General features: G+C 56.3%; 1 protein-coding gene. It reads right to left on the bottom strand.

All coding sequences use genetic code 11. The features are described 5' to 3' along the window. Positions 1 to 129 (bottom strand): IS4 family transposase (locus GWC77_RS29000; protein WP_367949144.1); only part of this gene is annotated, 129 nt, incomplete at its 3' end. Between the last annotated feature and the right edge of the window lie 118 nt (positions 130 to 247).

The following is a 247-nucleotide window of genomic DNA, read 5'->3' as shown; positions in this document are numbered from 1 at the left end:
CCGTACCACTTCGTTTAGCCGTGGCGGTTTGTCGGGTGGGGCCGTCTTGTTGAGGATGAAGGCGGCCTTCCATTCATCGGGCTCGAATAGCAGTTCGGCATCGAGGTCAGGGCAAGTTCGGCCTAACAGCTTGCTGAAATACCCCTCGTCAGCGAGCGCGTACCTTTCGTCGGCTCGTCGAGCCAGTCGATTTTTCGGGATATGGAAATCTGGGCCTCATTTCAGGGATTTCTGATGGTCTGAGGCT

Source organism: Paraburkholderia sp. NMBU_R16 (assembly GCF_013282575.1).
Lineage (GTDB): Bacteria > Pseudomonadota > Gammaproteobacteria > Burkholderiales > Burkholderiaceae > Trinickia.
The sequence above is the reverse complement of the archived record's forward strand: the minus strand, read 5'-3'. Positions and strand labels throughout refer to the sequence as shown.